General features: G+C 66.4%; 22 protein-coding genes. 10 read left to right on the plus strand and 12 right to left on the minus strand.

The window, feature by feature from the left end:
• Together SM191_RS00005 and SM191_RS00010 are read left to right on the plus strand one after the other, a co-directional pair.
• Window positions 1–519: fasciclin domain-containing protein (locus SM191_RS00005; RefSeq protein WP_341504380.1), on the plus strand; the 519-nt coding region annotated here is incomplete at its 5' end.
• 104 nt (window positions 520–623) lie between these two features.
• A complete protein-coding gene (locus SM191_RS00010; RefSeq protein WP_341504381.1) occupies window positions 624–1241 on the plus strand; it encodes a fasciclin domain-containing protein in 618 nt (205 codons plus the stop codon).
• A gap of 74 nt (window positions 1242–1315) precedes the next feature.
• Here SM191_RS00010 and SM191_RS00015 read toward each other — a convergent pair whose 3' ends face one another.
• From SM191_RS00015 to pgsA, 3 genes are read right to left on the minus strand one after another with little or no spacing between them, the layout of a single operon-like run.
• Entirely contained in the window at window positions 1316–1756 is a 441-nt protein-coding gene (locus SM191_RS00015) for a molybdenum cofactor biosynthesis protein MoaE (RefSeq protein ID WP_341504382.1), read from the minus strand.
• The gene (moaD, locus tag SM191_RS00020; protein WP_341504383.1) at window positions 1753–2004 is read right to left on the minus strand and encodes a molybdopterin converting factor subunit 1; all 252 of its coding nucleotides are present in this window, start codon (window positions 2002–2004) and stop codon (window positions 1753–1755) included. The genes SM191_RS00015 and moaD overlap by 4 nt, the downstream gene beginning before the upstream one ends.
• A complete protein-coding gene (pgsA, locus tag SM191_RS00025; RefSeq protein WP_341504384.1) occupies window positions 2004–2558 on the minus strand; it encodes a CDP-diacylglycerol--glycerol-3-phosphate 3-phosphatidyltransferase in 555 nt (184 codons plus the stop codon). The genes moaD and pgsA overlap by 1 nt, the downstream gene beginning before the upstream one ends.
• 114 nt (window positions 2559–2672) lie before the next feature.
• On the opposite strand from pgsA, the gene SM191_RS00030 reads away from it, so the two are divergent.
• The gene (locus SM191_RS00030) at window positions 2673–3983 is read left to right on the plus strand and encodes an MFS transporter (protein WP_307000767.1); all 1311 of its coding nucleotides are present in this window, start codon (window positions 2673–2675) and stop codon (window positions 3981–3983) included.
• Here SM191_RS00030 and SM191_RS00035 read toward each other — a convergent pair whose 3' ends face one another.
• The 5 genes from SM191_RS00035 to SM191_RS00055 form a co-directional block, all read right to left on the minus strand.
• Window positions 3984–4151, minus strand: coding sequence for a hypothetical protein (locus SM191_RS00035; RefSeq protein WP_307000769.1), 168 nt, complete (start codon window positions 4149–4151; stop codon window positions 3984–3986).
• A gap of 98 nt (window positions 4152–4249) precedes the next feature.
• Complete coding sequence (locus SM191_RS00040) at window positions 4250–5953, minus strand: cation acetate symporter (RefSeq protein ID WP_341504385.1); 1704 nt, start codon at window positions 5951–5953, stop codon at window positions 4250–4252.
• Window positions 5950–6255 (minus strand): DUF485 domain-containing protein, encoded by a 306-nt coding sequence (locus SM191_RS00045; protein WP_341504386.1) that lies wholly within the window; start codon window positions 6253–6255, stop codon window positions 5950–5952. Before SM191_RS00045 ends, SM191_RS00040 begins: the two co-directional genes overlap by 4 nt.
• A gap of 69 nt (window positions 6256–6324) precedes the next feature.
• Complete coding sequence (locus tag SM191_RS00050) at window positions 6325–7656, minus strand: sigma-54-dependent transcriptional regulator (protein ID WP_341504387.1); 1332 nt, start codon at window positions 7654–7656, stop codon at window positions 6325–6327.
• Between the two features lie 11 nt (window positions 7657–7667).
• Window positions 7668–9458 (minus strand): sensor histidine kinase, encoded by a 1791-nt coding sequence (locus SM191_RS00055; RefSeq protein ID WP_341504388.1) that lies wholly within the window; start codon window positions 9456–9458, stop codon window positions 7668–7670.
• A gap of 206 nt (window positions 9459–9664) precedes the next feature.
• Here SM191_RS00055 and SM191_RS00060 point away from each other — a divergent pair, with 206 nt between their 5' ends.
• The 3 genes from SM191_RS00060 to SM191_RS00070 all read left to right on the plus strand — a co-directional run bounded on the left by SM191_RS00060 (window position 9665) and on the right by SM191_RS00070 (window position 13910).
• Window positions 9665–10987, plus strand: coding sequence for a dicarboxylate/amino acid:cation symporter (locus SM191_RS00060; protein ID WP_341504389.1), 1323 nt, complete (start codon window positions 9665–9667; stop codon window positions 10985–10987).
• Between the two features lie 103 nt (window positions 10988–11090).
• A complete protein-coding gene (locus tag SM191_RS00065; protein WP_307000781.1) occupies window positions 11091–12581 on the plus strand; it encodes an alginate export family protein in 1491 nt (496 codons plus the stop codon).
• A 36-nt stretch (window positions 12582–12617) separates the two neighbouring features.
• Complete coding sequence (locus SM191_RS00070) at window positions 12618–13910, plus strand: MFS transporter (protein ID WP_341504390.1); 1293 nt, start codon at window positions 12618–12620, stop codon at window positions 13908–13910.
• A gap of 3 nt (window positions 13911–13913) precedes the next feature.
• On the opposite strand, the gene mtnP is transcribed toward SM191_RS00070, so the two are convergent.
• From mtnP to SM191_RS00090, 4 genes are all read right to left on the minus strand, one after another.
• Entirely contained in the window at window positions 13914–14792 is an 879-nt protein-coding gene (gene mtnP, locus SM191_RS00075; protein ID WP_341504391.1) for an S-methyl-5'-thioadenosine phosphorylase, read from the minus strand.
• Between the two features lie 112 nt (window positions 14793–14904).
• Window positions 14905–16374 carry an efflux transporter outer membrane subunit gene (locus SM191_RS00080; RefSeq protein WP_341504392.1) on the minus strand — a complete coding sequence of 490 codons (1470 nt, stop codon included), beginning with the start codon at window positions 16372–16374 and terminating at the stop codon, window positions 14905–14907.
• Window positions 16367–19579, minus strand: a complete 3213-nt coding sequence (locus SM191_RS00085; RefSeq protein ID WP_341504393.1) for a multidrug efflux RND transporter permease subunit — start codon at window positions 19577–19579, stop codon at window positions 16367–16369. Before SM191_RS00085 ends, SM191_RS00080 begins: the two co-directional genes overlap by 8 nt.
• An 18-nt stretch (window positions 19580–19597) precedes the next feature.
• Window positions 19598–20773, minus strand: a complete 1176-nt coding sequence (locus tag SM191_RS00090; RefSeq protein WP_341504394.1) for an efflux RND transporter periplasmic adaptor subunit — start codon at window positions 20771–20773, stop codon at window positions 19598–19600.
• Between the two features lie 128 nt (window positions 20774–20901).
• On the opposite strand from SM191_RS00090, the gene SM191_RS00095 reads away from it, so the two are divergent.
• The 4 genes from SM191_RS00095 to SM191_RS00110 are packed head-to-tail and all read left to right on the plus strand — an operon-like array spanning window position 20902 to window position 25286.
• Window positions 20902–21534 (plus strand): TetR/AcrR family transcriptional regulator, encoded by a 633-nt coding sequence (locus SM191_RS00095; RefSeq protein ID WP_307000795.1) that lies wholly within the window; start codon window positions 20902–20904, stop codon window positions 21532–21534.
• Between the two features lie 37 nt (window positions 21535–21571).
• Window positions 21572–22687, plus strand: a complete 1116-nt coding sequence (locus SM191_RS00100; RefSeq protein ID WP_341504395.1) for a glycoside hydrolase family 130 protein — start codon at window positions 21572–21574, stop codon at window positions 22685–22687.
• The gene (locus SM191_RS00105) at window positions 22684–24279 is read left to right on the plus strand and encodes an alpha-amylase family glycosyl hydrolase (RefSeq protein ID WP_341504396.1); all 1596 of its coding nucleotides are present in this window, start codon (window positions 22684–22686) and stop codon (window positions 24277–24279) included. The genes SM191_RS00100 and SM191_RS00105 overlap by 4 nt, the downstream gene beginning before the upstream one ends.
• On the plus strand, window positions 24276–25286 hold the full coding sequence (locus tag SM191_RS00110) for a glycosyltransferase family 4 protein (RefSeq protein WP_341504397.1): 1011 nt from the start codon (window positions 24276–24278) through the stop codon (window positions 25284–25286). The genes SM191_RS00105 and SM191_RS00110 overlap by 4 nt, the downstream gene beginning before the upstream one ends.
• Window positions 25287–25295 lie beyond the last annotated feature (9 nt).

Below are 25295 nucleotides of genomic sequence, written 5' to 3' on the forward strand. Positions count from 1 at the left end.
ACCCCCTCCACCGCCGCGCCCGCCCCCGCCGAAGCGCCGATGATGCCGGATCAGGCGATGGCGCCGACCCGGACCATTCTGGACAATGCCGCCGCCACGCCCTCGCTATCCTCGCTGGTCGCCGCCGTCCGTGCGTCGGGTCTGGCGACCACGTTGGCGGGACCGGGGCCCTATACACTGTTCGCGCCGTCCAACGAGGCGTTCGGGCGCCTCGCCCCCGGCGTGCAGGAGCAGCTGCTGCAACCCGCCAATCGCGATTCGCTCGTCCGGCTGCTTCGCTTCCATATGCTGCCCGGGACGGTCGGCGTCGCCGAGTTGCAGCGGCGGATCGTGGCGGGCGGCGGCACCGCGACGATCATGACCGTGCAAGGCGAACCCCTGACCGTCACCATGACCCAGTCGGTCATCACCCTGACCGATGCTGGCGGCAACAGAAGCTATATCGAGGCGGGCGATCTGGCCCAGGCGAACGGCGTCATCCACATCGTCAACGGCGTTTTGGTGCCAAAACTGGATTAAGTGCGTTACTCCCCGCAGACCGGTCGTTTCGCTGACGCATCGCCGGTCTGCCCTTCACCATGCGGCGCGATGCGATCCCGCTCCGCCGCCAGAAGAACGGGAGTATGACTTTCATGATGAAGACCTTCGCGATCCTCGCCACCGCCACCGCTCTGACCAGTGTCGGTGTGGCGACGGCCCAGACCACGACGGCCCCCGCCCAAACCGCGCCTGCCCAAACGACCCCGGCAGCCCCCGCCGCTCCGGCGCAGGCGACGCCCGCCGCCACCGGCACCATCGTCCAGGTCCTGGCCGCCACCCCCGACCGCAGCACGCTGGCCAAGCTGGTGGCGACCGCGGGCCTCACCGCCGATCTGTCCGGCCCCGGCCCCTTCACCGTCTTCGCGCCCAGCGACGAAGCGTTCAGCCGGATGCCCCCTGGTGCGCTCGACACGCTCAGCCAGCCCGCCAACAAGGCGACGCTCGCCACGATCCTGAAATATCATGTCGTCGCGGGCAAGCTGACCGCCGAGCAGTTGAAGGCGCAGATCACCGCCGGGAACGGCACCGCGACGCTGACCACGCTCGCCGGACAGCCGCTGACCGCGCAGGTCGGGCCGAACGGCAACATCATGCTGACCGATGTCAACGGGCAAAAGGCCTATGTCGACAAAGCGGATGTCGACGCGACCAACGGCGTCGTCCATCTGACCAACGGCATCAACGTGCCCAAGATCGGCTGATCGTACCAAGCAGTGACACGTGAAAGGCGGGGCTTCGGCTCCGCCTTTTCACACCCGCCGAAGTCAGGCCTGCCTCAGGCCTGCCAGCGCGACGCCGCCGCCGTGTCGCTCTCGCGCGCTTCGACCCAGCTCGCCCGGTCGCCCCGCGTCTCACGCTTCCAGAAGGGCGCGTCGGTCTTCAGACGGTCGATCAGATAGGCGCACGCGTCCAGCGCGTCGCGGCGATGCGGCGCGGCGGTGACGACCAGCACGATCCGCTCGCCCGGTCGCATCGGACCGACCCGGTGGACGATCATCGCCGCCTGCAACGACCAGCGCTCGGTTGCGGTCCGCGCGATCCGGTCCAGCGCCGCCTCGGTCGCGCCGGGATAATGTTCGAGTTCCAGCACATCGACGCCGTCATCGGCACGGACCAGCCCGCAAAAGCTCGCCACCGCGCCGACATTCCCCTGTTCGACCCGCGTCATCTCCGCGGCCAGATCGATCGGGACGGGCGAGACATGGACCCGGATCATCCGCCCGTCACCGGCGGAAAGATCGCCACCTCGCGCGCGCCGACGACCGAGGCGTCGAGGCCGACGAAATTCTGGTCGACCGCCGCGCGCAGCCGCTCGGGCTCGGCCAGCGCCTCGGCATAGCCGCCGCCGCGCGCCGCCAGCCAGCGGATCAGATCGGCGACACTCACCACGCTGTCGGGCAGGGCCAGCGCCTCTTCGGCCAGCCCGATCCGCTCGCGCACCCAGGCGAAATAGAGAATGGTCATCAACTATCCATATGCTTGAGGCCGACGCGCAGATAATCCCAGCCGGTGATCAGCGTCAGCACCGCCGCCGCCCAGAGCGCGGCGAGCGAGACGCTATGGACCCAGGCCCAGCCGGGCAGCGCGCCCCCCAGGATAAGCCCGCCCAGCGCGATGAGCTGCAACGTCGTCTTCCACTTGGCGAGCCGCGAGACCGGCACCGACACCTGCAATTGCGCCAAGAACTCGCGAAGGCCCGACACCGCGATCTCACGCAGCAGGATGATGAGCCCGGCGACGACGCTCAGCCCGCCGACTACCTGCACCGCGACGAGGACGAGGATGACCGAGGCGACCATGATCTTGTCGGCGATGGGATCGAGGAACATGCCCAGCTTCGACACCGCTCCTTGCGCGCGGGCCAGATAGCCGTCGAAATAATCGGTGATGCCCATCAGGCAGTAGAGCGCGAAGGCGACGCCGTACCCCCATTCCCAATGGGGCTGCCACAACAGCCCCGCGAGCAGGGGTACGGCCACAATTCGCGAGAGCGTCAAAAGGTTGGGCAGCGTGAGCATGACGCCTTCTAACCGCTCGCCCGTCCATGACAAACCGCTTTAAGCGGTTGGCGATGCGGACGGGCATGGCTATGTTGTCGTCATCCTGTTGCCACGATCGGGCCATTTTTCGTTATGCTCAACGCCCTCGGGCTTCTCAAGCGGCGTCGGTTCCTGCCGCTGTTCACCACCCAGTTTCTCGGCGCGTTCAACGACAATCTGTTCAAGACGTCGATGGTGCTGTTCGCGACCTATGCGATCTTCAACGACGCCCATGCGGAGGCGAACTTCAACGCGCTCGCCACCGGCCTGTCGATCGTGCCCTTCGTCCTGCTCTCCGCGCTGTCGGGGCAATTGGCGGACAGCCATGACAAGGCGCGGATCATCCGCATCGTGAAGACCGCCGAGATCGGCATCATGATCGTCGGCGCCTTGGGACTGATGATCGCCAAGGCCGGTTATATCAATATCGGGCTGGGCCTGATGCTGGGCACCGTGCTGGCGCTGGGGACGCATTCGACCTTTTTCGGGCCGATCAAATACGCGATCCTGCCCCAGCATCTGGAGCCCGACGATATTCTGGGCGGCACCGGGCTGGTCGAGGCGGGGACCTATCTCGCCATCCTGCTCGGCACGGTCGTCGCCGGCTGGGTTCCGATCGAGGCGGCGGCGGCGGGCGTGCTGGTCGTCGCGGTGCTCGGCTGGTTCACCGCGCGCCAGGTGCCCCCAGCCCCGCGCGAAGGGCCGCCGCTGAAGCTCAACTTCAACCCCTTCACCGCGTCGTGGCGATTGATCGCCGCCACGCTGCATATCCGGCGGCTGTTCCTGGCGATCGTGGCCATCAGCTTCTTCTGGACGATCGGCTCGGTGCTGATCATCGTCTTCCCGCCGCTGGTCAAGAATGTCCTGACCGCCGACAAGGAGGTGGCGAGCCTCGCCATCGCCATCTTCTCGATCGGGGTCGCCATCGGATCGGTGGTCATCAACACCATGCTGAAGGGCGAGATTTCGGCGCGCTACTCCCCCGTTTCGGTCATCGCGATGGGCGCGTTCGTGGTTCTCTTCTCGATCCTGTGCCGCAACTGGACGCCTGCCCCCGATGGCGGCCTGTATAGCTGGCAGGCCTTTCTGGCCGAGCCGCGCGCGATCGGAATCCTGGCGACGTTGCTCGCCATCGCGACGACCGGGGGCATGTTCGTGGTGCCGCTCTATGCGTTCCTGACGACCACCGTCGAGAAGGACCAGACGGCGCGGACGGTGGCGGCGAACAACATCGTCAACTGCTTCGCCATGACGATCGGCTCGGCGGCGGTGCTCGGCATCAGCGCGGCGGGCGTGACGCCGGAAAACATGCTGTTCCTGGTGGCGGGTATGTGCCTGGTTTCGGCCTGGCTGGCGCTCAGGCTCCACCGGGCTTGCCATGACGGATGCGTCGACCCCGCCTGATCAGAGCAGGAAGCTGTAGATACAGATAAAAAAGGCCGTGAAGCTGAGGACGAACAGGCGGAAATCCTGATCGTCCTCGCGCCGCTGCCTTTGGGTCACGGGCGGCGGCAGCGAACGCCGAAAGGGATGGCGGGCGGCTTCGTTGGTAAGGATGAGGCGGCGTCTCATGGTGAAAATGTTAACGCCGCATTCACCATTTCGGCATCCGCAGAATGGCGCGGAAAATCCTACCCGCTGCCCCGTTCCGAGACAGCGGGCACAGTCTGTCAATGCTGATGGGCGGACGAGGCGCCGATCCCGGTTTCCGACCGGACTCGCTGTGCCGGATAGCCCGCCCTGTCGACCGCCGCACGACCGGTGCGGTCGGTGATCGACACGATCCAGATCGTCAGGAAGGCGAGCGGCATCGAGAAGATGGTCGGCGAACCATAGGGGAAGATCGGCGCGTCATAGCCCAGTATCTTCACCCAGATGGCGGGCGACAGGATCGTCAGGACCAGCGCGGTGAGCAGACCGACCAGTCCCCCCGCCACCACCCCGCGTGTCGTGCAACCCGACCAGAGCAGCGACAGCAGCAGCACCGGGAAATTGGCCGAAGCCGCCAGCGCGAAGGCCAGGCTGACCATGAAGGCGACATTCTGCTTCTCGAATACGATACCCAGCAGGATCGCCACCACCGCCAGCACCAGGACGGTGATCCGCGAGACGCGGAGTTCGGAGGCGGAGTCCGCCTGCCCCTTCTTGATCACCGTCGCATAAAGGTCATGGCTGACCGCCGACGCGCCCGACAGCGTCAGCCCCGCCACCACCGCCAGGATGGTCGCGAACGCCACCGCCGAGATAAAGCCCAGGAACAGATTGCCGCCGACCGCCTGCGCCAGATGGATAGCGGCCATGTTGCTGCCGCCACGCAGTGCGCCTTCGGCATCGAGAAAGCCCGGATCGGTCGCCACCAGCACGATCGCGCCGAACCCGATGACGAAGGTCAGGATATAGAAATAGCCGATCCATCCCGTCGCCCACAGCACCGAACTGCGCGCTGCCTTGGCATCGGGAACGGTGAAGAAGCGCATCAGGATATGCGGCAATCCCGCGGTCCCGAACATCAGCGCCGCGCCGATCGAGATGGCGGAGATCGGATCCTTGATGAAGCCGCCCGGTCCCATGATCGCCCGGCCCTTGGCCACCGCTTCGTCCGGCCCCGCCCCGGCGAGGGCGGCGAGCGCGGTCTTCACATCGACCGCACGGGCGAACAGCGCCTCCGGGCTGAACCCGAACCGCGCCAGCACCGCGATCGCCATGAAGCTCGCCGCGCCGAGCAGCATCATCGCCTTGACGATCTGGACCCAGGTCGTCGCGGTCATGCCCCCGAACAGGACGTAGAGCGTCATCAGCACCCCGACGATGACGACCGCATAGCCATAGGGCAGCCCGAAGAGCAGCCGGATCAACTGCCCCGCCCCGACCATCTGCGCGATCAGATAGAAGAGGACGACGAGCAGCGTCGAGCATGCGGCAACCATCCGCACCGGCGTCTGCGCGAAGCGGAAGGAGGCGACATCGGCAAAGGTGAACCGCCCCAGGTTACGCAGCCGCTCCGCCATCAGAAAGAGCAGGATCGGCCAGCCGACGAGGAACCCGATCGAATAGATCAGCCCGTCATAGCCATCGGCATAGATCTGCGCCGAAATCCCCAGGAAGGACGCCGCCGACATGAAATCGCCCGCGATCGCCAGCCCGTTCTGGAAGCCGGTGATCCCGCCACCCGCCGTATAGAAGTCGGAGGCGGTCCGCGTCCGCCGCGCCGCCCAGCGGGTGATCGCCAGCGTCAGCGCGACGAAGGCGGCGAACATGCCGATCGCGGTCCAGTTGGTCGCCTGCTGCACCGCCGGGCCGATGGCATGGGCACTCGCCGCCGACGCGGGCAGCAGGGCGAGCGGCACGCCCAGCGCCGGAACGACGCGCCTCATGCCCGTTCCTCCGCGCGCAACTGGTCGATCACGGGATCGAAGTCGCGATTGGCGCGCCAGACATACAGGCCGGTCAGCAGGATCGCGAGCGCGATGACGCCCAGCCCGATGGGGATGCCCCAGCTCGTCGCCCCGCCGCTGATCGAGCGGGCGAGCAAGGCCTTGTCGAAGGCGATGGTCAGGATGAACCCGAAATAGACGATCAGCATGATGATCGTCAGCACGGTGGTAAAGCGTCCTCGCCGGCGAACGAGCGCGATGTAGCGCGGATCGCGGGCCAGCCGGGCGGCGGCATCCTCCATGGCATTCTCCTAACCCCGCGCCGATGGTCGGCGTCGTGGCGGCCATGGTCCCCCGCCCCCGGCGTGGCGTCAAGCGCGATTGGGGCGATAGGCGTTCAGGTCGATACCGTGCCGGGCGACCTTGTCGTAGAATGTCTTGCGCGGAATCCCCAGCACGCCCAGCGCGGCGCGGACATCGCCCGCCACCTCCTCCAGCACGCTGCGGATCGTCGCGCCCTCGAACTGCTCCACCCGCTCGGGCAAAGGCATCGGATCGCCCGCCTCCCCGCCCTCCCCGCTCAGGCCCAGCGCGACCCGGTTGGCATAGTTGCGCACCTCGCGCACATTGCCCGGCCAGTCGTGCGACAGCAGCCGCGCCTGGATACCGCCGTCGATCATCGGCACCGCACGCCCGAACCGCTCCGCGGCCTCGCGCAGGAAATGGGCGAAGAGCAACGGCACATCGGCGCGCCGTTCGCGCAAAGGCGGCACGCGCAGCCGCACCGCATCCAGGCGATAGAGCAGATCGGCCCGGAACCGCCCCTCCTCGACCGCGCGCGCCAGATCGGACTTGGCCGCCGCGACGATGCGCAGGTCGAGCAGTTGCGGGTCCTCCGCCCCGATGGCGCGCACCTCGCGCTCCTCGACCACGCGCAGCATCCGGCCTTGCAGCGCGGGGGCCATGCTGTCGACCTCGTCCAGGAACAGCGTGCCGCGATGCGCCGCCGCGATCCGCCCCGGCGTCCGGCCATGCGCCTGGCCGAACAGCTCGTCCTCGGCGATCGCCTCGGGCAGGGCGGCGCAGTCGACCGCCACGAAGGGCCGGGTCCGCCGCGCACTCCAGCGGTGGAGCAGCAGAGCGACCAGTTCCTTGCCGGTCCCCGTCTCCCCCTCGACCAGCACATCGACATCGGCCTGCGCCACCTGCCGCACCGTGTCGCGCAACCGCATCATCGCGGGCGTCTCGCCGATCAGCGGATAGGCTCCTTGCGCCTCCTCCGCCGCTAGCCGCAGGCGGCGATTGTCGAGGACCAGCCGCCGCATCTCCAGCCCGCGCTCGGCACTGGCGATCAGGTGATCGGCGGCAAAGGGCTTGGCGACGAAATCGAACACACCCTGCTTCAACGCGGCGACTGCCATCGGCACGTCGCCATGCCCGGTCATCAAGATGACCGGTATCTCCGCATCGATCGCGGCGATCCGCCGGGCGAGTTCGATCCCGTCGATCCCCGGCATCCGAATGTCGGAGACGACCATGCCCGGAAAATCGGACGAGACGGTCGCCAGCGCCGCCAGCGGATCGCCATGCGCCTCCACATCGATCCCGGCCAGCTCGAACGACTGGGCCAGAGCCTGGCGAAGCACCGTGTCGTCATCGACCAGCAGGACGCGCAACCCTCCGCTCGCGCCTCCCACGCTCATGTCCGCATCGTTCATACCCGGCGCATCCTGATCCGGAAGCCCGCCCCGCCAAGGGTCGATGGGATGGTCTCCAACATGCCGCCAAACTCCGTCATGATGTCCCGCGCGATCCCGAGCCCCAGGCCTAGCCCATCGGGCTTGCCGGTGACGAAGGGGGTGAAGATGTCCGACGCGATCGCCGGGTCCAGCCCCGGCCCGTTATCCTCGACCGTCAGGTCGATGCCGTCCGCCTGCTCCTCCACCGTCAGGCGGACGCGCGGATCGGGTCGGCCCGCCACCGCATCCAGCGCGTTCTGGAGCAGGTTGACCAGCACCTGTTCCAACCGCACCCGTCCCGCGACCACGATGGGCAGCGCGCCGCCCAGGGGCCGCTCCAGCGCGACGCCCGCGCTGCGGAACCGGTCGCCGATCAGCAGCATCGTGCCGTCCAGCACCTCGTCCAGCGACACCTGCCCCAGTCCTTGCGTACCCCGCCGGGCGAAGCGCCGCATCTCCTGGACGATCGATCCGATCCGCTCGGTCAGCGAAACGATGGTGGCCAGATTGCCTTCCGCCTTGTCCGGCTGGCTGCGCGACAGGAAGGTCCGCGCATTGTCCGCCAGCGTGCGGATCGCCGCCACCGGCTGGTTGATCTCATGCGCGACGCCCGCCGTGATCGAGCCCAGCGACCCCAGCCGGTTGGCCTGCGCCAGTTCCTCGCGCGCCGCGCGGAACCGCTGGTCGGCGCGGATACGTTCGGCGATCTCCACGGTCAGGCGATCGTTGATGGCGCGCAACTCGGCGGTGCGCCGCGCGACTTCCGCCTCCAGCGCCTCGCGCGCGAGCGCCGCGCGCTCCGCCCGCGTCCGCCGCCAGATCGTCAGCAGGGTCAGTCCGATCAGCCCGACGACGATCAGCACCGTGGCCGACCGGACCCAGCTATCCGCCTCCTGCATCGCGGGCGCGGAGGGCAGAATATGGATCAACTGCCAGCCGGGCAGCGGCGCGGGCTTTTGACCGACGACATAGCGGGTCCCGTCGCGAGCAATCGCCCGGTCGCCAATGGTCCGCAGGGGACCGGGGCGCAATTGCCGCTCGCCGAACTGCTGGCTTTCGGCGATCTCGGCGCGGGCGATCGCGGTCAGCGGGCGCGTAAGGGTGAATTGCGCTTGGCCATCGGTCGTCACCACGACGACGCCGTGATCGTCCAGCAACAAAGTCTGCCCCGGATCGCTGGCCCAGGCCTGGACGATGCGGGCGAACTCGACCTTCACCACCACCACGCCGTCGGGGGCATTTGCGGGACCGATACGGCGCGCCAGGAACAGGCCGGGGCGATGGCTGGTATTGCCGAGCGCAAAATATTCCGACGTTCCGGTGCGCAACGCCTGCCGGAAATAGGGGCGGAAGCTATAGTCGCGACCGACGAAGCTCTCCGGTTCGCCCGCATTGGAGGCGGCGATCGTCCGCCCCTGTCGGTCGATGGCATAGATGACGGGCGCCCCGGTCCGCTCGGCCAGCCCGCGCAGTTTCTCGTTCAGTCGCGCGACGGCCTGGCTCGACCCATTGCGCAGCGCCGCGCCCACATCCGGATATTCGGCCAGCACGATGGGCAGCAGGCGAAAGCGCTGCAACTCGCTGTTGAGCAATCGCTCCTGCTGACGGGCGATACGGTTCGCATCGGCGCGCAACGACGCCATCGCCTGACGATGCGCATAGACGCGCAGTCCCAGCGATGCCGCCAGTGCGAGCAGGAGGACCGCGATCACCGGCCACGCAAATCGCCGGACGTAGCGCAGCGTCAGGGAGGACGTGTCAGCCATATGTGCGGAATATCGCAACCAAGCGACCAAGGCCATGCGGAATTTCGCGCGATATCGGCCTTCCCACACCAGTTTTTCTAACCATATCAGTGGCTTGGAATGAATTCCGTAAAATTTTGGAATCGCTCCTCAATCCGGCACAGTGTCCGCAAGACGGAGCGCGGCCCACCGCGCCCGGACCCTTTTTGCAGAGGATGACGAAAGCGATGATCGCCCAAGATTATGCCGTAGCAGAGGCGCCCAAGCGGGCGCGGATCTGGTCGCATCTTTACGTCCAGGTCATATTCGCGATCGCGCTGGGCGCGATCATCGGCCATTTCTGGCCGAGCTTCGGCGAAGCGCTGAAGCCGCTTGGCGACGGCTTCATCAAATTGGTGAAGATGATCATCGCCCCCGTCATCTTCCTGACGGTAGTCACCGGCATCGCCGGTATGCGCGAACTCGGCTCGGTCGGTCGCGTCGCGGGCAAGGCCTTTTTCTACTTCGTCACCGTATCGACCTTCGCGCTGGTCGTCGGCCTGATCGTCGCCAATGTCGTTCAACCGGGCGCGGGCATGAATGTCGATCCCGCCACGCTGAACGCCGGGTCGGTGACGGAATATGCCGCCAAGGCGCATGACACCACCATCACCGGCTTCCTGCTGGGCATCATTCCCGACACGCTGGTCAGCGCCTTCACCCAGGGCAATATCCTGCAGGTGCTGATGGTCGCGATCCTGTTCGGCATTGCGATGGCGCTGGTCGGCGATCCCGCCAAGCCGCTGCTGAACAGCCTGGAGCGGCTGAGCGTCGTCGTGTTCCGTCTGGTCGGCATCCTGATGCGCGCCGCGCCCATCGGCGCCTTCGGTGCGATCGCCTTTACCATCGGCAAATATGGCGTCGGCAGCCTGGTCAGCCTGGGTGCGCTGGTCGCCACCTTCTACCTTACCTCGATCCTGTTCGTCGTCGTCGTGCTGGGCACCATCGCGCGCCTCAACGGCTTCTCGGTCCTGAAGCTGATCCGCTACCTCAAGGCCGAGCTGCTGCTCGTCCTCGGCACCTCCTCGTCCGAAGCCGCGCTGCCCAGCCTGCTCCAGAAGATGGAAAAGGCCGGTTGCGAAAAGTCGGTCGTCGGCCTGGTCGTGCCGACCGGCTATTCGTTCAACCTGGACGGCACCAACATCTACATGACGCTGGCGGCGCTGTTCATCGCCCAGGCGTGCGGCGTGGACCTGTCGCTGGGTCAGCAGCTGGCGCTGCTGCTTGTCGCGATGCTCAGCTCGAAGGGCGCGGCGGGCGTCACCGGTGCGGGCTTCATCACGCTGGCCGCCACCCTGTCGATCGTGCCCACCGTGCCGCTGGCGGGCATGGCGCTGATCCTGGGCATCGACCGGTTCATGTCGGAATGCCGCAGCCTGACCAACTTCATCGGAAACGCGGTGGCAACCGTCGTCGTCGCTCGTTGGGAAGGCGCACTCGACAAGGACGCGCTTGACGCCGCGCTGAACAACAAGCCCGCCCTTCCGGCGGCACAGGTCGCCATGGCCTGACACGCATCCTGGCCCGGTCGAACGCTGTCGACCGGGCCAGTCCCGTTATGGATGCCAAGAAGGATCGGCGCTACGGCAGATCGATCCGAGTGAGGGGATTGTCATGAAGAAGTTCGTTGGGCTGGCCGGTACGGCTGCCGTCACCGTGATGGGACTGCTCGCCGCGCCCGCCGGTGCCCAGACCGTCACGCCGCAGGCCGCCGCCGAACCAGCCAGTCCGGCCAGCACCGCCTATCCCACCAGCGCGGCGGGCGACGGCAACACCGTCGGCGGCTATAACCAGTCGCGCTGGGCGGAGGACTGGCGGAAATTTTGCGACCCGGCCAAGCGCGACGATGTCATCGACGCACTGAAGTGCGTGAAGCTGACCGAGGATGGCAAATCCTATGTAACCTTCTCGGGCGAGTTGCGCACTCGCGTGAACATCACGACCAACCCCAATCTGCGAGAGGTGGAGCAGCAGCGCCAGGATATCGCCCGCATCGTCGGCGGAGCGGATGTGCATCTGGGCGATCATTTCCGCGTCTTCGGCGAACTGGGCCGCGCGGAACTACAGGGCATCAACCTGGGCACGCCCGCCGGCAATCTGCGCAACCAGCTAGCGGTGCAACAGCTCTTCGCCGAAGTGAAGGGCAAGGCGCTGGGTCTGGATGTCGGGGTGCGTGCCGGGCGGCAGGAATTCTTCGACGGGCCGCAGCTGCTGACCGTCGGCCGCGACAACAACACGCTCTATTTCGTGCTCGACGGCGTGCGTGCCTATGCGCGCGGCAAGGATGCGCGGGTCGATGTGTTCGATCTCAACTACGTGACCTATGGCTTCAAGGGGATCGGCGACGACAAGACCAACCCCGACGTCCGCTTCAGCGGCGCGACCTTCGGGTTCCGCCTGTCGCCCAAGCTGTTCGGCGGGTCCAAGCTCTATCTCGATCCCTTCATCTGGCGGCTGCGCAACCGCCGCGCGGTCTGGGGTCCGACGACCGCGCTGGAGGAACGCTATTTCCTCGGCCTCCACGCTTATGGCGATGCGGGACCGGTCAATATCGACTGGACGCTCAACCATCAGTTGGGCACGTTCGCCAACCGTCCGATCTCGGCATGGCAGGCCTTCGTCGCCCAGACCTATCGCTTGGGCAAGAAGGCCGATGCGCCGCGCGTCGGGTTTCATTTCGACTATGGCTCGGGCGGCGGCTCCTATGAGCGCACAGGCCAGCTGAACACGACCAACGGCCTGTTCGGTAACAATATCTATTACAGCTACGGCCTGTTCCTGACGCCGACCAACCTGCTGTACGCCGCGCCGAACTTCACCTTCACGCCGATCAAGGGCGTGCGCCTGGCGACCGAATATGGTTTTGCCTGGCGACCGGACGAGTTCGACGCGGTCTATCGCGCGAGCGGTGCGGCGCTGGCGGGCACGCAGAATGTGCGCGGCAAGAAGGTCGCCGAGGTCGCCCGGTTGCAGGCGACCTGGACCATCACGCCACGTCTGTCGTTCGTCGGACGTTACGAACACTTCAAGGCGGACACCGTGTTGCAGCGGGCCAACCTGAAAAGCTCGGACTTCTGGGCCGGATGGCTCAGCTTCCGCTTCTGACGTCGCGAGAATAAGAAACAATCGGGAGAAGATAGTATGTCCTATGCCACCGCCGACTCCAGTCGGCATCGCCTGAAATCCATCATCGGGGGGTCGACCGGCAATCTGGTCGAGTGGTTCGACTGGTATGTCTATTCGGCTTTCACCCTATACTTCGCGCCGCATTTCTTCCCGTCGGAGAACCGCACCGCACAGCTTCTGAGCGCGGCGGCGGTCTTCGCGGTGGGCTTCGTCATGCGTCCGATCGGTGCCTGGGTGATGGGCATCTATGCCGATCGCAAGGGACGCAAATCGGGCCTGACCCTGTCGGTCACGCTGATGTGCCTGGGCTCGCTGATCATCGCGGTGACGCCGGGCTATGCCACGATCGGCCTTGCCGCGCCCGCGCTGCTGGTGCTGGCGCGCCTGATGCAGGGCCTGTCGGTCGGCGGCGAATATGGCGCGAGTGCGACCTATCTGTCCGAGATGGCGGGCAAGGATCGGCGCGGTTTCTTCTCGTCGTTCCAATATGTCACGCTGATCTCGGGCCAGTTGCTGGCCATCTGCGTCCTGCTGATCCTTCAGGCGACGATGACTGAGGCGGCGCTGGACGAATGGGGCTGGCGCATTCCCTTCGCGCTGGGCGCGGTGCTGGCAGTCGTGGTCTTCTACATCCGGCGCGGCCTGGCGGAAACCAAGAGCTTCGAGAATGCCAAGAAGGAGGGCGCGCCCAAGTCCGGCCTGATCCAGCTGTTCACCAAGCACCCGAAGGAAACGCTGACGGTCATGCTGCTGACCGCGGGCGGCACCCTCGCCTTCTATGCCTATTCGATCTACATGCAAAAGTTCCTGGTCAACACCAGCGGCTTCAGCCGTGAGGTCGCCAGTCAGATCAATGCCGTCACCCTGTTCATCTTCATGCTGCTCCAGCCCGTAGCGGGCGGCCTGTCCGACCGGATTGGGCGCAAGCCGTTGATGGTCGCGTTCGGCATTGCGGGCGTGCTGTTCACCTATCCGATTTTCTCGACGCTGGAGACGACGCGCGATCCGATGGTGGCGGGTGCGCTGGTGATGGGGGCGCTGATCATCGTGACCGGCTACACCTCGATCAACGCGGTGGTGAAGGCCGAGCTGTTCCCCGCCCATATCCGGGCTCTGGGCGTCGCCCTGCCCTATGCGCTGGCCAACACCATCTTCGGCGGCACGGCGGAGTCGGTGGCGCTGCTGTTCAAGCGGTCGGGCTTCGAGCAGGGCTTCTACTGGTATGTCACCGCGATGATCGGCATCTCGCTGATCGTCTATCTGCGGATGCGCGATACGGGCAAGAACAGCCAGATCATCGAGGACTGATCCTCATCCACCCCGCGCCGCCAGCACGCGCGACACGATCGGGCCGAGGCTTTCCGCCTTGGCCCGATCCACATGCGAGATATGGGTAATCAGCGCCTGATCGAGCACGGTATCGATCGGTGACGCGGTCCGCACCTCCGGCAGCAGCGCCGCCAGTTCGACCACCAGCGCGCGGGCTTTGGCAGCGTTGGCGACAAGCTGTGCCAGCACCGCGTCGACCTCGACATGCGCTTCCCCCTCGCGCCAGCAGTCATAGTCGGTGACCATGCCGATCAACGCATAGGGAAGCTCGGCCTCGCGCGCGAGCTTGGCCTCGGGCATGGCGGTCATGCCGATCACGTCGGCGCCCCATTGCCGGTAGAGATGGCTTTCCGCCCGCGTCGAGAATTGCGGCCCCTCCATCGCGAGATAGGTTCCGCCATGAACGACCGACGCCCCGGCCCGCTCCGCCGCATGGGCGGCGAGCGTGGAGAGGCGCGGACAGACCGGATCGGCCATCGACACGTGCGCGACCAGTCCCGATCCGAAGAAGCTGGTATCCCGGTGCACGGTCCGATCGATGAACTGGTCGACCGCGACGAAATGGCCCGGCGGCAATTCTTCGCGCAGCGACCCGATCGCCGAGATCGCCAGCACATCGGTGCAGCCCGCCAGCTTGAGCGCATGGATATTGGCGCGTGCATTAACCTCGGTCGGCGACAGACGATGCCCCCGGCCATGACGCGGCAGGAATACGAAGCGCACCGCACCGATCCGCCCTCGCACAAGCGTATCCGACGGTGCCCCCCAGGGCGTGTCGAGGACCAGCGTCTCGACATCCTCCATCGCATCGATGGCATAGAGGCCCGATCCGCCGATGATCCCGATCGTCCAGTGCGTCATTCCAAATCCCCGTTTTCCAGACACCTCCGCTACGCCCCACCCACCACAAAGCAAAGGGGCGCACGGGAGGATATCCCGCACGCCCCTCGCTCGACCGCGACGGCTGGGGGGATTAGCCGTTCGCGGGAACCGTCGACGACGCCCCACCCTCGCGCAGGCCACCGCCCAGCGCGACATAGAGGGTCACGTCATTCTGGAGCGCGGCGCTGCGCAGCGTCAGCAACTGCTGTTCGGCGGAGAACAGGTTGCGTTCCGCATCCAGCACTTCGAGATAGATGGCGATGCCGTTGGTGTAGCGAAGCCGTGCCGTTCGGGCGAGGCGGCGCTGCGCATCGACCGCGCGGGTCTGCGCCTCGATCTGCTCGGCATAGCGGCGACGGGCGACCAGCGCGTCCGCCACTTCGCGGAACGCGCCCTGCACCGTTCGCTGATAGGCGGCGGTCAGTTCGTCGGCCTGGGCGCGGCTGAGCTTCAGTTGCGCATTGCGGCGGCCCCAGTCGAAAATCGGCAGCAAGGCCGCGCCCTGCACCTGATATTGCCGCGAATTGCCGTCGATCAGGCTGCTGAGCGCGGGCGAGACGAAGCCCGCCAGCCCGGTCAGCGAGATGCTGGGCAGGAAGGCCGCGCGCGCCGCACCGATATTGGCGTTGGCCGCCAGCAATTGCTGCTCGGCCTGGAGCACGTCCGGGCGGTTGACCAGCAAGGCCGAGGGCAGACCCGGCTCGATATCGGCGAACTGCTTCTGGTCGCCCAGCCGCCGTCCGGCCGGAAGCGGACCGGCGATCGGTCCACCGACCAGCACGGTCAGCAGATTCTGCGACTGGGCCACCGTCCGGCGAAGCTCGGCCAACTGCGTCTCGGCCTGGGTCAGCAGCGCCGCCGCCTGGTCGTAATCGACGCTGGAGGTGACGCCCGCATCCATGCGACGCTTGGCGATGGCGAGCCCCTCGCGGCGGCTGGTGACGGTCCGCTCGGCGAGCGCGATCTGCTCCTCCGCCGCGCGGATCTGGAGATAGGTCGCGGCGACCTGCCCCACCAGTGACAGGCGGAACGTCCGCTCCGCCTCGATGGTCGCCAGATATTGCCGCCGCTGCGCCTCGGCCAGGTTGCGGACGCGGCCCCAGAAATCCAGCTCGAAGCTGGAAACGCGGGCACCGACCGCGAACTGGTTATAGGTGATCGAGGTCGGGTTCTGCGCGTCCCCTCCACCGGGCAAGGCGTCGCCGAAGCCGAGCGAATTGAGCGGCACGCGGGTCCGCGATGCCGATGCCGACGCATCCAGTGCGGGCAGGCGCTGCGCATCCTGGATGCGATATTGCGCCCTTGCCTGGGCGACACGCGCCACCGCCTGCGCCAGATCGCGATTATTGGCGAGCGCGGCGGCGATATAGGCCTTGAGCTGCTCGTCGGCGAAGAACTCGCGCCAGCCGATCTCGGCCGCCGTCCGGCTGCCCGTCATCGCCTCGGGATAGGAGGCGGACACGGGGGCGACCGGCTGGCGATATTGCGGCGCCAGGTTGCAAGCCGTCAGGGCGCTGGTCAGCGCCAGCGCGGCGGCGATGTGGGAAACGCCCTTACGCATGGGCCGGGCCCTCCTCATCGCCGGTTCGTGTCTCACGCTCGTGCGCTTCCTCTGCGGCATCCTCGGCCTCATGGTCATGTTCGCGGGCCAGCCATTTCTTCGCGGCGATGTAGAAGACCGGCGTGAAGAAGATGCCGAACGCGGTCGCCGCGATCATGCCGCCCATCACGCCGGTCCCGACCGCACGGCGGCTGGCCGCGCCCGCCCCGCTGGCGATGAACAGGGGCACCATGCCCAGGATGAAGGCCAGGCTGGTCATCAGGATGGGGCGCAGACGCTGCCGCGCCGCCTCGACCGTCGCTTCGAAGGGCGAGCGGCCCGCCTGCTGGTCCTCGATGGCGAACTCGACGATCAGGATGGCGTTCTTCGCCGCCAGACCGATGATCGTGATGAGGCCGACATTGAAGTACACGTCCGCCGAAAAACCGCGCAGGATCGTCATCAGCACCGCGCCGAGCACGCCGAACGGCACCACCAGCAACACCGCCAGCGGGATCGCCCAGCTTTCATAGAGCGCGGCGAGCAACAGGAAGACCACGACCAGCGACAGACCCAGCAGCAGGCCGATCTGGCCGCCCGCCTGACGCTCCTCATAGGCGGTGCCGGTCCATTCGAAGCTCATGCCCGCGGGCATCACCTCGCGCGCGATCTTCTCCATCTCGTTCAGCGCGGTGCCGGTCGACTGACCCTGAGCCGCCATGCCCGAGATGGTCAGCGACGGATAACCGTTATACCGCTCCAACTGCTGCGGCCCGTTTTGCCAGCGGACCTTCGTGAAGGACGAGAAGGGCACCATATTGCCCTGCGCATTGCGGACACGCAGCGCCAATACGTCCTCGGGCGACATGCGCTGCGGCGCATCGGCCTGAAGATAGACGCGCAACACATTGCCTTCGCGGACGAAATCGTTGGCATAGGCCGAGCCGAAGGCGATCGACAGCGTCTGGTTCACGTCGGCGATCTGAAGGCCCAGCGCGCGGGCCTGGATGCGATCGATATCGACATAAAGCTGCGGCGCCGGGCCCAGGCCTTCCGGGCGAACGCCCATCAGCGCGGGGTTCTGCGACGCCTTGGCCAGGATCGCGCCCTGCGCCTGTTGCAGCGCGGCCTCGCCCAGACCCGCGCGGTCCTCGATCTTCATCGAAAAGCCGGTCGCATTGCCCAGCGCCTGGATCGGCGGCGGGTCGAGCGCGAAGATCGTCGCTTCGGGAATCGACTGGACGAAGCCCATCGTCTTTCCGACCAGCGTGGTCGAGTTGTTCTCGGTTCCCTTGCGATCCGCCCAGGGCTTCAGGTTGACGAACGAGATACCCGCCGACTGGCCCTGACCGAAGAAGTTGAAGCCGGCGACCGACACGATATCGGACACTTGCGGCTGGGCATGGAGGAACGTCTCGACCTTGGTGATCGCCTCGCCGGTCCGCTCCAGCGTCGCGCCCGGTGCCGCGTCATAGGACACGAAGATATAGCCCTGGTCCTCGGTCGGCAGGAAGCCGCCGGGCACGCGGGTGAACATCAGGCCGGTCAGGACCACGACAACCGCGAATACAGCCAGCCAACGCTTGGGGCGCGACATCATCCGGGCGACGCCGCCGCTATATTTTTCCGTGCCCCGCCCGAATTTGTCGTTGAACCAGTTGAAGAAGCGGCGCGGCAAGCCACGGACGCCCGGTCTGGGCTCGGGCCGATTGTCCAGATGCGCATCCTCCTGCTTGAGCAGCGTGGCGCACAAGGCTGGTGTCAGCGTCAGCGCGAGGAGCGCCGAGAAGAAGATCGACACGGCCAGCGTCACCGAGAACTGGCGATAGATTCCCCCCGTGGAACCGGGGAAGAAGGCCATCGGGATGAACACCGCGACCAGCACCAGCGTGATGCCGATGATCGCGCCGGTGATCTGGCCCATCGCCTTCACCGTCGCGCGGCGGGGGCTAAGCCTCTCTTCCGACATGATGCGCTCGACATTCTCGACCACCACGATCGCGTCATCGACCAGAATGCCGATCGCCACCACCATGCCGAACAGCGACAGGGTGTTGATCGAGAAGCCGAACGCCAGCAGGCCGATACAGGCCCCGCCCAGCGCGATCGGCACGACGATCGCGGGGATCAGCGTCGCGCGCCAATTCTGGAGGAACAGGAACATCACCAGGAAGACGAGGATCATCGCCTCGACCAGCGTATGGATGACGCTGTCGACCGAGGCGGTGATGAACGGCGTCGTGGTGAAGGGGACGCTCCAGGTGACATCGGCGGGGAAGCTCGCCTGAAGCTGCTTCATCTTGGCCGACACCGCGTCCGCCGTCGCCAGCGCGTTCGCCCCGCTCGCCAGCTGAACCGCCAGGCCGACCGTCTCCTTACCGTTCAGGGTCAGGCGGAAGCCGTAATTGTCCTTGCCCAGTTCGACCCGCGCCACATCGCCCAGCCGGATCGCCGATCCGTCCGGATTCGCGCGGATGATGATCTGGCGGAACTGCTCGGGTGTGGCGAAGCGGTTCTGGGTGATGATCTGGGCGGTGAATTCCGCCGTGCGGTTCAGCGGCTGCGCACCGATCGAACCGCCCGCCGTCTGGCTGTTCTGCTCCTGCACCGCCGCCAGCGCCTCCGAAGCGGACAGGCCATAGCCCGCCAGCTTCTGCGGATCGAGCCAGATGCGCATCGCATAGGGGGAGCCGAACAGTTGCACATCGCCCACGCCGTCGATCCGGCGAAGTTCGTTGCGGATGTTGTTCTCGGCGAAATTGCCCATCTCGACCGGGCTGGTCCGGCCCGATTTGGAACTGAGCGTGATGACTTCCAGGAAGCCCGCCGAACTCTCGGTCACCTGAATGCCCAGCGCGCGGACCTCCTGCGGCAGGCGCGGTTCGGCGCGGCTCAGCCGGTCCTGGACCTGGGTGCGCGCGACGTCGAGATCGGTGCCGGGCTTGAAGGTGACGGTGATCTCCGCCGTCCCGTTCGAGCGGCTGGTCGACGCCATGTAGAGGAAATTGTCGACGCCGTTCAGTTCCTTTTCGATGACGGCGGTCACCGACCGGTCCATCACTTCGGCATCGGCGCCGTTATAGCTGATCGCCAGGTTCAGCGCGGGCGGCGCGACCGAGGGATAGCTCTCGATCGGCAGCAGCCGGAGCGCGATCACGCCGAACAGCGCGATGAAGAGCGCGATCACCCAGGCGAAGACCGGGTGATAGACGAAGAAGCGGTTCATGAAGATTTACTCCGGCGATCAGCGGGCGGCGGCCGGCTGGCCGCCCTGCGCCTGTTGTCCGGCTTGCTGCCCCGGCGCCTGGACGCGAACTTTCTGGCCCGGCTGCACCTTGTGCCACCCCTCGGTGACCACCTTCTCGCCCGGCTTCAGGCCGGACAGGATAACCCAATTGCTGCCGACCTGCCCGCCCAGCGTTACGGCACGCGCCTGGACCGTGCCGGATCCGTCGACCACCATGACGGAGGCCGCCTGGTTGCTGAGTTGCACCGCGCGTTGCGGCACCGAAATGCCGTTGCGGATCGTGCCCGCATTGACATGGGCGCGGACGAACTGACCGGGCAGCAGCATGCGGTTCTGGTTGGGGAAGCGTGCGCGCAACTGCTGGCTGCCCGTCGTCGGGTCGACCGTCTGCCCGGCAAAATCGATCTGCCCGCTCGGGCCATATTCGGTTCCGTCCTCCAGGGTGAGGCGCACCGTGATGTGCGACAGGTCGGGCAGGTTCAGTCCGCCCGAACGCGCCTGCCGGATCAGGTCGGTCAGCGCCGCGTTCGACTGGGTGAAGACGGCATAGATGGGCGACATCTGGTCCACCTGGGTCAGGGGCGTAGCCTGTGTGGCGCTGACCAGCGCGCCCTCCGTCACCTGCGCGCGGCCCACCCGCCCCGCAATGGGCGCGCGGACGATCGTATAGCTCAGCTGCAATTGCGCGCGGGACAGGGCGGCGCGGGCATCGGCGACGCTGGCATCGGCCTGGCGGAGGTCGGATTGGGCCGCATCGAATTCCTGCGCGCTGACCGCCCGCTCGGCGACCAGCGGCTGGTAACGGCGGACGACCGAGGCGGCGTTGGCGCGCGCCGCCTGCGCCCTGGCGAGCGTCGCCTGGGCCTGCGTCACCTGGGCGCGATAGTCGCGCTGGTCGATGCGGAACAGCGGCTGCCCCTCCGCCACGTCGGTGCCTTCGCGATAGAGACGCGCCTCGACGATACCGTCGGTGCGGGCGCGGACCTCGGCGGTGCGAACGGCCTCGATCCGTCCGGGCAGTTCGATGATGTTGGGCACGGCGGCCGACTGGACGGTGATGGCGGTCACCACCGGCGGCGGGGGCGCGGCCTGCTGTTGCTGCCCCCCTTGCCCGCATGCCGCCAACGCAAAAGCCATCGCCAGCGACGACCCGAAGCCGGAAAATTTGGACACGCCGAGAAACTCCCTGAACCACATGACATTTGAGTCATTCAGGTCCCTGTACCTCGCACCCTTAGAAAAGCAACGATGAGGTACAATTAAATTTGACCTACACGGTCGGAGGTCGCAGAAAGGGGATCATGGCCATCATAAAACGGACCGCTGGGCGCCCGACGCGAGAGCAGGCTCAGCATATCGACGATATCATTCTGACCGGCGCCAGAGAGGCGTTCTGCTGCCGGGGCATCGAGGGCACCTCGATGGAGGAAATCGCGTTGTCCGTTGGGGTTAGCAAGCACACCATCTATCGCCGCTATGCGGGCAAGATGGCATTGCTGGACGCCGTGGTGAGCCGCGATCTGGACCGGCTGAGCCGCGCGGTCCTCGACGTCGCATCGGACCCCGATCCGCTGGAGCGGCTCCACACCGCCGCCCGGCGATTCTTTTTCTTCTGCGTCGAGCCCGAGTCGATCCGCTTCATGGCATTTCTGACGTCCGAGGCGGTTTTTTCGGATGAGTTGCGCGAACGTTTCGCGGCCTGGGACCGGATCATTTCGGAGCCGCTGATCGCCTGTATGCAAGACGCACAGGATGCGGGCGAATTGCGCAGGGATGAAACGCCGCTCAGCCTGTTCAACCTGCTGACCGACATGCTCGACGGGCCCAGCCGCCGGATGCAGTTCGCCATACCCGATCCGTTCGGCGGGTTGGACCCCGCCGCGTTCTTCGAGCATCGCTGGTCGGTGTTTCTCAAGGTCGCGACCGCGGGCTGAGCGGAACGCGAGCGGCCGCGTGGACGTTGGCGGGCCCATGGCCGATGACCTGCTGATCTTTCGCCCCGATGATGTCGATCTGTCGCGATCCCCGCTTCGGCGGGGCATATCCGAGTCGACCTATGTCTTGGGGGCGTTCAACCCGGGGATGACCCGGATGGCCAATGGCAACCTGCTGCTGATGGTCCGGGTGGCGGAAGCGTTGAGCGAGCCGGTCGAGGGCGATCATGTCCGCGCCATCCGCTGGACCCGAGCGGGCTATGTTCTCGACCGCTATCCGCTCGACGCGGTCGACATGGCCGATCCCCGGCAATTCGCCATCAGGGGTGGGGCGCATCGTATCCTCGCCCTCACCTCGCTGTCATGGCTGTTGCCGGTCGAGTTGACGCCCGATGGCGCGCGGATCGTCGCGGTCCATTACGACAAGGCGATCGAACCCGAGGCGTCCTGGCAGGATTACGGCGTCGAGGATGCACGGATCAGCCGGGTCGGCGATCGCTGGTACATGACGACTTGCTCGGTTTCAGCGGAGCGGCATTCGACCACTCTCCACCTTTCCGACAATGGGCTGGACTATCGGCTGGCGGGGATCATCCTCGACCATCAGAACAAGGACATGCTGTTCTTCGAGGGGCTGGTCGAAGGGCGCTTCATGGCGCTGACCCGGCCGCTGGGCGAGGTCTATTTCGCCTATCCGGGGGACAGCCCCTTTGTCGGCGGCCCGTCGATCAACTTCGCGACCTCGCCCGATGCGCTCCACTGGAAACCGATGGAGGCTCCCGGTATTCGCGCCCGCAAAAGCTCGACCTCGGCGATGAAGGTCGGCGGCGGCACGCCGCCGATCCTGACCGAGCAGGGCTGGCTGACCCTATATCATGGGGTGGAACGCCGCGATGCGGTGGGTATCTATCGCAGTTTCTGGGCGCTGTTCGACGCCGACGACCCCACCCGCATCCTGCGGATCGAGGACGACCGCCCGATCCTGGAGGCAGACCCCACGCTGACCGCCTCCATCGCGCATCAAATGTATCTGCCGACCCCGGTCGTCTTCTCGACGGGTATCGTCGACATGGGCGACCATTATCTGGTCGCCAGCGGCGAGGCCGATCTGGCCTGTCGCATGACCCGCCTGCCCAAGAGCCTGTTCGCATGAGCGCAAGGCCCTGGTGGCAGTCCGCCGTTCTCTATCAGATTTATCCCTGGTCCTTTCAGGACAGCGATGGCGACGGGATCGGCGACCTGCGGGGCGTCGAGACGCGGCTGGACTATCTCGTCGAACTCGGGGTCGATGCGATATGGCTTTCTCCCATATTTCCGTCACCTATGGCCGATTTCGGATATGACGTGGCGGATTATTGCGGGATCGATCCCCGTTTCGGAACGCTGGCCGATTTCGACTCGCTGCTCGCGTCCGCCCATGCGCGGGGACTCAAGCTCCTGCTCGACTTCGTGCCCAATCATAGTTCCGACCGGCATCCTTGGTTCGTCGAGAGCCGGTCGTCGCGGGATAACCCCAAGCGTGACTGGTATATCTGGCGCGACGCGGCGCCGGACGGCGGGCCGCCCAACAACTGGATCAGCGATTTCGGCGGCCCCGCCTGGACCTGGGACGAAGCGACCGGCCAATATTATTATCATGCCTTTCTGAAGGAACAGCCCGATCTCAACTGGCGCAACCCGGAGGTGCGGGCAGCGATGCTCGACGTGCTGCGTTTCTGGTTCGCACGCGGTGTGGACGGGTTCCGGATCGACGTGCTGTGGCACATCGTCAAACATGCAGGCTTCCCCGACAATCCGATCAATCCCGATTGGGACCCGGCGACCGGCGAGATGAACCGGGTGTTCCAGCTTCACTCGACCGACCAGCCCGAAGTGCACGACATCGCCGCCGACATGCGCGCGATCGCCGACGCCTTTGGTCGCGAGGGGGATGAGCGCGTGCTGATCGGCGAGATCTACCTGCCGGTCGAGCGGCTGATGCGCTATTACGGGCAGCGGGGCGAAGGGGTCCATCTGCCCTTCAACTTCCAGTTGATCGACGCGCCCTGGGACGCCCGCCATCTCGCCCGGATGATCGCCGAATATGAGGCCGCCCTGCCCCCCGGCGGCTGGCCGAACTGGGTGCTGGGCAATCACGATCGTCCCCGCAGCGCCACCAAGCGCGGCGCGGCGCAGTCGCGGGTCGCGGCCATGCTACTGCTGACGCTGCGGGGAACGCCGACGCTCTATTATGGGGATGAGTTGGGAATGGAGAATGGCGCCATCCCCGCCGATCGCGTCCGCGATCCCCGCGAATTGCGCGAGCCGGGGTTGGGGCTGGGCCGCGATCCGGTGCGCACGCCGATGCCCTGGGACGACAGCGACCATGGCGGCTTCACCACTGGTGAGCCCTGGCTGCCACTGGGGCGGGACTGGCAGCGGCGAAACGTCGCGAGCGAACTGGCCGAGCCGGGATCGATGCTGGCGCTCCACCGCGCGCTCCTCGCCATCCGCCGGGTGACGCCCGCGCTCGCCACCGGCCCGATCCGGCTGATCGAGGCGGAAGGACCCGTGCTCGCCTATGAGCGCGAACAGGATGGCGAGCGGTTCGTCGTCGCGCTCAATCTGGGTCATACCCCCGCGCCGATCGATTTGCCGCGCGGTCGCCCCTTGCTGTCCACCCTGCCCGGCCCGTTGCCGGGCGGAACGCCGTCCCTGCTTCGCCCCGATGAGGGCTTGATCCTGAAAGTCGACGCCCTGCCATGAAAATCGCGATGATCGCCCCCATTGCGTGGCGCACGCCGCCGCGCGCTTATGGTCCGTGGGAGTTGGTGACGAGCCTGCTGACCGAGGCGCTGGTCGAGCGCGGCGTCGATGTGACGCTGTTCGCGACGCAGGACAGCCTGACGAAGGCGACCCTGGCCGGTCCCGTCCCCGCCCCTTATTCGGAGGACCCAAGCGTCGATGCCAAGGTGTGGGAAATGCGCCATCTCGCCGCCGTGTTCGAGCGCGCGGGCGAGTTCGACCTGATCCACAACCAGGCGGATTTTCCGGCGCACGCCTTTGCCGGGCTGGTCGATACACCGATGGTCACGACGATCCATGGCTTTTCGTCCGAGCGGATCGTGCCGATGTACGAGCCCTATCAGGATCGCGTCCATTATGTCGCGATCTCGGATGCGGACCGGCACCCCCGGCTGCGCTATGCCGAGACCATCCATCACGGCATTCCGATCGATGAATTTCCTTTCGATCCCGTGGGTAGCGACGATCTCCTCTTCTTCGGTCGCATCCATCCCGACAAGGGCGCGGCGGAGGCGATCGCGGTCGCCCAGGCGACCGGACACCGGCTGGTCATGGCGGGGATCGTCCAAGATCAAGGCTATTGGGAGCGGGAGGTCGCCCCCCATGTCGATGGCGAGCGCATCGTCTATCGCGGCCCCGTCGGCGGCGCGGAGCGAACCGCCACGCTCGGCCAGGCCAGGGCGCTGCTCCACCTCATCCATTTCGACGAGCCGTTCGGGCTGTCGGTGGTGGAGGCCATGGCCTGCGGCACCCCGGTCATCGCGATCCGGCGCGGGTCAATGCCCGAGTTGATCGAGGACGGCGTGAACGGCCTTCTGGTCGACAATGTCGACCAAGCGATCGCCGCGCTCGACCGCATTGGCGAGATCGACCGGGCGGCCTGTCGCGCGGTCGCGGCGGATCGCTTTTCGGTCGACCGGATGGCGGACCGCTATCTGGCTCTCTACCGCACCATATTGGGGCGGTGACCGGGGGGC

The organism is Sphingomonas sp. 2378, assembly GCF_038084995.1.
In the GTDB taxonomy this organism is placed as follows: Bacteria; Pseudomonadota; Alphaproteobacteria; order Sphingomonadales; family Sphingomonadaceae; genus Sphingomonas.